A 7,753-nucleotide genomic window follows, 5' to 3' on the forward strand; every position below is an offset into this window, starting at 1 on the left:
AAACCGGTTTCCTTGCCGAGCACGGTTTCCTGCACGATGCCGGCGCAGGCACTTGTCTGCCTGTTCCGCGGCCAATCGGGCTGCTCTTTCGCATTGAACCGGACAACCATCAACAAGACGTCATCTAAAGCGAGAACCATTCCATTTCGACATGTCTGACAGGACGGGCATTCATTGTCCCCGCTGAAAACGAACGTCTCGGGTTAACCGCAAAACTGCGTGCTTCCCCGAGCCGGAAAAACAATCAACAGGAGTAAATAATGCTGGCAATGGAATTCAGGGGACCTTACCGGGTCCGCGCCAAACACAAGTCCGACCCGCAGATCGAGCATCCGAACGATGCCATCATCCGCGTCACCCGTTCCTGCATCTGCGGCTCGGACCTGCATCTCTACCACGGCCTGGTGCCGGATACGCATGTGGGCACGACATTCGGCCACGAGTTCACCGGCGTCGTCGAGCAGGTCGGACAGTCAGTGCAAAACCTGAAAGTCGGCGACCACGTGCTGGTCCCCTTCAATATTTTTTGCGGTTCGTGCTACTTCTGCCAGAAGGAACTCTACAGTAACTGCCACAACGTGAATTCGCAGGCCACCGCGGTGGGCGCCATCTATGGCTATTCCCATACCGCCGGCGGATATGACGGCGGCCAGGCGGAATTCGTCCGGGTGCCGATGGCAGACGTCGGCCCCACCGTCATCCCGAAGGACCTGCACGTGGAAGATGCGGTGCTGCTGACGGATGCCTTCCCTACCGGCTACCAGGCGGCCGAGATGGGCGACATCAAGGAAGGCGACACCGTGGTCGTGTTCGGCGCCGGACCGGTAGGCATCTTCGCGGCCAAGTCCGCCTGGCTGCTGGGCGCCGGCCGGGTCATCGTCGTGGACCATGTCGAGTACCGGCTGGAATTCGTCAGGAACTACGCGCAGTGCGAGGTCGTCAACTTCAAGGAAGTCGACGACATGGCGGTCCATATCAAGAAGATGACCGATGGCCTCGGCGCCGACGTCTGCATCGATTGCGTGGGCTGCGAAGCGGTCGGCAATGCAATGCAGACGCTGACCGGGCGCTACATGAAGCTGCAGGGCGGCGCCGCGACCGTATTGCATTGGGCGATCAACTCGGTGCGCAAGGCAGGCACGGTTTCCATCGTCGGCGTCTACGGCCCGACATTCAATGCAATACCGATCGGTAACGCCGTCAACAAGGGACTCACGCTGCGGATGAACCAGGCCAGCGTGAAGCGGCATCTGCCGCGGCTGATCGAACATATCCAGGCTGGCCGCATCAGCCCGCGCGAGATCATCACCCACCGGATTCCGCTGGAAGAAGTGGCGGACGCCTACCATATGTTCTCGAGCAAGCTCGACAATTGCATCAAGACCGTGCTGATTCCGCCAGGCGCCTGAAGCAGCCGCATCATCAGCCTAACAGCCCGCAATTACCGATACAGGAGCTTACTGTCATGGACAGCAGAATCACGACCACACCGGAAATCGGCGAACATGCGCATCACCGGCCCAAGCGCGACATGTCGCATATCCAGGGTTGGGGCGCCGACCTCGACATAAAGAATCGCCCGGCCTATCCGAAGGAGCGTACGCCGCCGCGCCTGGACAACGTGCATTGGGACATACCCGAGCAGCAGCCGGTCAATATCAAGGTGCATCATTCGATTGAACGTCCTCGCATCACGCCGGTATTCGGCACGAGTTCGCCGCCCAGCGGCTGGTCTGGAAAAATACGCGACTACGCCTTTACGCTGAGCGAAAACGACATCCGGCACTGGCTGCTGCTGATGTTCGCGGATCGCGTGAACGTTGTCGAAGGCATAGGACAAGACCTGAGCGAAGGCCATGTGCCCAACATCCTGGGCGAGATGGGAATCAAGGCCGAGATCAGGCACAACCCGGTCGGCTTTGCCGGGAAGGTCCTGGTCGTCGGCGGCATCCTGGGTCTCCTCTATGGCATGCGGCAGCGCAAGAAGTTGAGATAAGTCTTTTCAATTCGCGCCCGCGGTCTCGACCGGTCGCCAGCAATGATGTTTCAACAGTCGAAGGCCGAATGCACGTTCCGTCTTCGACTGCATCAGCCAGTCCCTTCCGGGTCATCTCCAGCGCAGGAATCGCGCCCACGCAATGGCCAGGCTGAAAGCGCTGCAACTTCTAGCGCTTTTCGCTTGCCCCTTCAAACAGCACCCTCCCCCAGCCTGATTCAAGTCCATAGCCAGTGCCGATGTCGGCCTCCCGACACCGGATGCCGCCGATTGTCTGTTGCGTAACTGGTAAGAAACCGCTGACACGATTTAACGTGCTTGTCTGATGCCGCCTACGGATTCCATAGACAATAATGCAATAAATTAACGGATTAGATGACTGCGATGGGGTAGGAGAGGTGGCAATATTTCTGCGGCCAATAAACGCGCGTTCGCGTTGCGGCTGCTTCGTATGTTGCCGGCCTCGATTCTGAACCGGTGGTTCTGCAGCCCTAATTGGTTCTGGCACCCGGCTTTCCTGCGCAGTTATCAGGTGGAGGCGCTCGATACAATTTCCTTATGAGGTCCTGGCCGATCGTGCCGGGCTCTGCGCGGAGTGCAACAGCATGCGGGAACGTCTTACCACTTTGAATTAGCCGAGAAAGGACGAATCGGGTCGTCGCCGTTTTACATCAATGGATAGCATCTATGGGAACTCATGCCAATGCGCACACCTTTCAAGGTCGATGACCTCTACATGCATATCAAGGCAAGCGAAATCGATTTTGCACCCGATGGCAATGAAGTCGCCTGCACCTTCAGGTCGGTGGATCGGATCAATGACGATTACCGGTATGCGATCTGGAGCGTCCCTCTGGATGGCCGGCCTCCAACCCAATTGACCAAGGGAACCGGCGGCACGGACAAGGATCCGCACTGGTCGCCGGATGGGACGTCGCTGGCATTCATCTCGAATCGCACCGGAAGCTACCAGCTCCATACGCTGCCGCGCAATGGCGGCGAAGCCTCACAGGTCGGCAACTTTGCCGGCGGCGTCTCCAGCTTTGCCTGGGCGCCGGACGGAAAATCGATGCTGGTGACATCCGGGGTCTCGGTCGACGCCGATCTGCGCGGCGCCCGCTCTACTGCTGCGCCCCCGCACAATACCTGTGCGGTCGAGGTCGCCTGGAAATTACCGTATAAATCGGATGGCGTCGGGTTCCTGCTGGGCCGGGAAATACGGCTGTTCTGGCTCGACATCGGTACTGGAAATCACGTCCCTCTGACAGACGGCGCATTCGACGTGCTCGGCGTGGACATATCGCCCGACGGCCAGCGTGTCGCCTATTCCCGGACTCGTGAGGGCCGCTTCGCGCATTGCACCGAACTCTGGGTCTGCGACGCCCGGGGCAAGGAGCACCGCCCGCTGGTCCAGCATCTGTCCACCGTCGCGACGCCGGCCTGGTCGCCCGACGGCCGATGGATTGCGTTCACCGGCGCTGAGAAGGAAGGCGAAGGACAGACCACGCTCTGGCTCCATGAAGTCGCGACCGGCGAGACCACGCTCTTCAGCACGGACAACATCGAAGTGGCCGCAGGGGCCGTGCTGCATTGGACGAATGGCGGCCGGAACATCGTTTTCAGCCAGGCGCATCGCGGGCGGCACCGCCTGGTGAGCGCGAGCCTGGAGGACCGGTCCCTGAAGACGCTGGTCGCGGGCGACCGCCAGTTCGGGGCTTATGCATGCTGCGGGGACCGGCTGGTCTACAGCGTCGAAAGCCCGGTGCTTCCGAGCGAGCTTTGGACCCTCGGTCCCGGTGACCGGGCCGAACGACAGCTGACCGACATGAACCCGTGGTGGCGGGAGCGGACAGCACTGAAGCTGGAAGTCAAAACGTTCAAGGTGCCGGATGGCAAAGGCAGCTCCGAAACGATCGAAGGCTGGCTGCTCCGCCCGGCCGATGCGAACGGCGTCGGCCCCCTGCTCAACGATGCGCACGGCGGACCAGCCAGCTATGTGCTGCTGGACTTCGACACCAATGTGTTCTGGCAGGCTCTCTGCTCGCGCGGCTGGAGCGTGCTCGCGCTCAACGCCGTGGGCTCCTCGAGCTATGGCCGGGAGTTTTGCGACCGGCTTGCCGGGCATTGGGGTGAGTACGACCTGCCCCAGCATCTCGCGGCGGTAGCGTCCTTGCGGGACGAAGGCGTTTGCGACAACCGGGTCGCCATTTCCGGAAAGTCGTATGGCGGCTTCCTCAGCGCATGGGCAATCGGCCATACCGACCAATTCGGCGCTGCGGTCGTGATGGCGCCGGTCGGCAATATCGAGACCCACTACGGCACATCCGACGGCGGCTATTATGCCGATCCGTTCTACCTTGGCACGGCGCCGCGCTTCGATCGCGAGTTCGCGCGCAAGCTGTCGCCGCTGCAGTCCGTGGAACGGTCGAGAACGCCCACCCTCTTCGTCCAGGGGAAGGAAGACGAACGCTGTCCGAAATGCCAGTCCGAGGAGATGTTCGTCAGCCTCATGCGGGCTGGCGATACGCCGACCGAGCTGGTCCTTTATCCCGGCGAAGGCCACGCATTCCTGGGAGAGGGCAAACCGTCGTGCCGGGCCGATGCGGCAAGCCGGATTGTCGACTGGATCAACCGATACGCGTGCAAGGACGAGACACATGGCGCCGGCCCGTCCATTTAATCCACGCTCCATCGCAAATGCGCGGGAGATAGCTCCCCTCCCGGCATTCGCTGGAAAATTCTTCGCCTGGCCATTGCGGTCATTCCCACCATGACCCAGAAAGTAGCCATGCGCCTATCAGATTTCATCACTTCGCGAATGGAAGTGATCCTCGGCGCATGGGAAGAATTTGCCAAGACGATTACCCCGCCTGCTTTCACGATGGACAGCAAGGCGCTCAGGAATCACGCTTCCTTCATGCTCGGGGCGATTGCGGCGGACATAGGCCGGCCCCAGACCGAACTCGAGCAATCTCTCAAGTCCAGGGGACTGGCGCCACGCGGCCCCGGCGACACCGCCGCGGAAACCCATGCGATGGCGCGGCTGGCGTCGGGCTACTCGATCGAGCAGCTCGTCTCCGAATACCGTGCGCTGCGCAGCAGCGTGCTGCACCTGTGGGGAGAAGTCACGCTCGGGCTTCCAACCGACATGTCCGACGTCACCCGTTTCAACGAGGGCATCGACCAGGCGCTTGCCGAGTCGGTGGCGCGGTTTGCGATGATCACGAAAGAAGCCGCGGAGAACGAACGGCAGCGTCTCAATGCGGTCCTAGAGGCGGCGCCGGTCGGCATCAGCGTCGCCGAGGCTGGCGGGAAAGTCATCTTATGCAACCCGGAATACAAGCGCATATGGGGAGAACCGCCGACGCCGGAAAGCACGAACGAGTACGGCGCATGGCAAGGCTGGTGGGCCGATGGCTCGGACAAGGACGGCCAGCCGCTCCAGTCCCATGAATGGGCGCTGGTCCGCGCCTTATCGGGCCAGGATGCGCTCAACGACAGGGTGGACATCCAGCCGTTTCACGACGCCGGCGAGCGTCGCGCGATCGTCCTGAATGCGAAGCCGGTCCGGGACAGCAACCAGAATATCGTCGGCGCCGTTGTCGCGCAGATGGACATCAGCCACCAGGTGAAAGCCAAGGAAGCACTGCGGGAGAGCGAGGCAAAATTCCGGACGATCGCCGAGGCGATGCCGCAGATGGTCTGGTCGACGCTTCCGGATGGCGAACCGGATTACTACAACCGCCGGTGGTATGAATTTACCGGCGTGCGGGAATGCTCGACCGCGGCGAAGATGTGGGACGGGATCCTGCACCCGGACGACCGCGACCGTGTTCAGGCACAGTGGCAGCACAGTCTTGCCACCGGCGAAACGTACGAGGTCCAGTACCGGCTCCTGCACCACTCCAGCGAATACCGCTGGGCACTGGCCAGGGCACTGCCGGTGCGGGACGCTTCCGGAAAGATAAGCCGGTGGATGGGTACCTGCACCGACATCCATGCGCAGAAGGAAGCCGAGGATGAACTGAGGGAAGCCAGCCGGCGCAAGGACGAGTTCCTTGCGATGCTGGCCCATGAACTCCGCAATCCCCTGGCGCCGATCAACACCGCGGCCGAGCTGATCAAGCTGGTTGCCAACGATGAACGGCGCCTGCACCAGGCAAGCGAGATCATTTCGCGGCAGGTCAGCTATATGACCGATCTGGTCGACGATCTGCTGGACGTATCCCGGGTGACCCGGGGCCTGACGGACTTGCAGAAGGAGACCCTCAACCTGCAGGCTGTCGTCTACAGCGCCATCGAACAGGCCGGACCCTTGCTTGAAGCGAGGAACCATGAGCTTCGCCTGCGGATCGGGCCTACACCCGCTTTCGTGTCGGGCGACAAGACACGACTGGTCCAGATCATCGCCAACATCCTGAATAACGCGGCGAAGTACACGCCGCAGGGCGGTCAGATTTCGCTGGTGCTTGAAGCCAAGCCGCCAACGGCGACCATACGCATCAGCGACAACGGCAGCGGCATCGCGCCATCGCTGCTCCCGCATATATTCGATCTGTTCACGCAGGGGGAACGCACCCCGGACCGCGCGCAAGGCGGCCTGGGCCTGGGGCTGTCACTCGTCAAGAGCCTCACCGCGCTGCACGGCGGATGGGTCACGGCAAGCAGCGAAGGCTTGGGCAAGGGCAGCACGTTCATCATCGGGCTCCCGCTGCAGGCGGCAGGCGAATCCCCGGCCGGCGGCGACGCTGCGGTCACCAGACCAGTTCAGCCATCGGGTCCGGTGCGCCTGATGATCGTGGACGACAATACCGACGCCGCCGAGTCCCTCGCCTCCCTGCTCGAAGCAAAGGGGCACCAGGTCGTGGTCGTCGGGAATGCGGATCGCGCGCTGGCGCACGCCAGCCTCGGGCAGATGCATGCATTCATATTGGACATCGGCTTGCCGGACATGGATGGCTACAGCCTGGCCAGGCGTCTTCGCGCGAAGCCGGAGACCGGCAATGCCGTCATGATTGCGCTGAGCGGATACGGCCAGGCGCATGACCGCGTGCTTTCGAAAGCGGCTGGCTTCGACTATCACCTTGTGAAGCCAACCGATACGGTAGAGCTCACCGCCATCCTGAATCAGCTTGGGTCGCCGCAGGAATCGTCGTAGCCTGCCGGACCAAGTCGGTGCCGGATGGCAAAGCCTGTAGCGGGAGTCAGCGAAGTCCAAACTACCTGCATAACTGGCCGATCCCGGTGTAAGCGACGAACGGAGAGCGCCGATGGCCATGTGTGCGTTGGATAGATATCGCCGGGCGACGGGATCGGGGTTGGACATGACTTGACGGATATGCCGCTGGCTTCCCGTATTGGGGGAAAGTTGCGGCCGTATTCCTTATCAATGGAATTCTCCGGGGTGTTTGCCCAACTCTAGCGCAGGTGGTCAACGGAAAACAGATTGCGTAAAATTTATCTAAATTATTTTTTATCTTCAATTCCCATCATCTTGCTATTGAGTTTTGACGCCACATGACTGCCAGCCGATATTTGATTTTGTGAACACGTTAATCGGCATGATAAGAGCGACGGTAAATTGGCGGAAGGAAGGCCGAACATACGACTTTCATAAGTTGTAACGTTCAAGATATGACCCCTCCCCTGCGTGAGAACTGTAGAGTAATCACGGGCGTTGGGCGTTGGGCGTTGGGCGTTGGGCGTTGGGCGTTGGGCGTTGGGCGTTGGGCGTTGGGCGTTGGGCGTTGGGCGTTG

The 7,753-nt window shown here is 61.1% G+C and carries 4 protein-coding genes and 1 pseudogene; 4 read left to right on the forward strand and 1 reads right to left on the reverse strand.

Annotated features, from left to right (window positions below):
• Positions 1-260: 260 nt before the first annotated feature.
• The 4 genes from QOL82_RS24130 to QOL82_RS24145 all read left to right on the forward strand — a co-directional run bounded on the left by QOL82_RS24130 (position 261) and on the right by QOL82_RS24145 (position 7,154).
• Positions 261-1,409 (forward strand): zinc-dependent alcohol dehydrogenase, encoded by a 1,149-nt coding sequence (locus tag QOL82_RS24130; RefSeq protein ID WP_283444864.1) that lies wholly within the window; start codon positions 261-263, stop codon positions 1,407-1,409.
• A 56-nt stretch (positions 1,410-1,465) separates the two neighbouring features.
• Positions 1,466-1,996, forward strand: coding sequence for a hypothetical protein (locus tag QOL82_RS24135; RefSeq protein WP_283444865.1), 531 nt, complete (start codon positions 1,466-1,468; stop codon positions 1,994-1,996).
• 703 nt (positions 1,997-2,699) lie between these two features.
• Positions 2,700-4,676 carry a S9 family peptidase gene (locus QOL82_RS24140; RefSeq protein WP_283444866.1) on the forward strand — a complete coding sequence of 659 codons (1,977 nt, stop codon included), beginning with the start codon at positions 2,700-2,702 and terminating at the stop codon, positions 4,674-4,676.
• Between the two features lie 108 nt (positions 4,677-4,784).
• On the forward strand, positions 4,785-7,154 hold the full coding sequence (locus tag QOL82_RS24145; protein WP_283444867.1) for a PAS domain-containing hybrid sensor histidine kinase/response regulator: 2,370 nt from the start codon (positions 4,785-4,787) through the stop codon (positions 7,152-7,154).
• Positions 7,155-7,462: 308 nt separating this feature from the next.
• On the opposite strand, the pseudogene QOL82_RS24150 reads toward QOL82_RS24145, so the two are convergent.
• Positions 7,463-7,753: pseudogene (locus QOL82_RS24150) on the reverse strand (hypothetical protein); the annotation flags it as partial.

Source organism: Noviherbaspirillum suwonense (assembly GCF_900182955.1).
Lineage (GTDB): Bacteria > Pseudomonadota > Gammaproteobacteria > Burkholderiales > Burkholderiaceae_D > Noviherbaspirillum_A > Noviherbaspirillum_A suwonense.

Bases quoted from the DNA above. Each gene is read 5' to 3' on its own strand.
- QOL82_RS24130 (WP_283444864.1), top strand. From the start codon at position 261: ATGCTGGCAATGGAATTCAGGGGACCTTACCGGGTCCGCGCCAAACAC.
- QOL82_RS24135 (WP_283444865.1), top strand. From the start codon at position 1,466: ATGGACAGCAGAATCACGACCACACCGGAAATCGGCGAACATGCGCAT.
- QOL82_RS24140 (WP_283444866.1), top strand. From the start codon at position 2,700: ATGCGCACACCTTTCAAGGTCGATGACCTCTACATGCATATCAAGGCA.
- QOL82_RS24145 (WP_283444867.1), top strand. From the start codon at position 4,785: ATGCGCCTATCAGATTTCATCACTTCGCGAATGGAAGTGATCCTCGGC.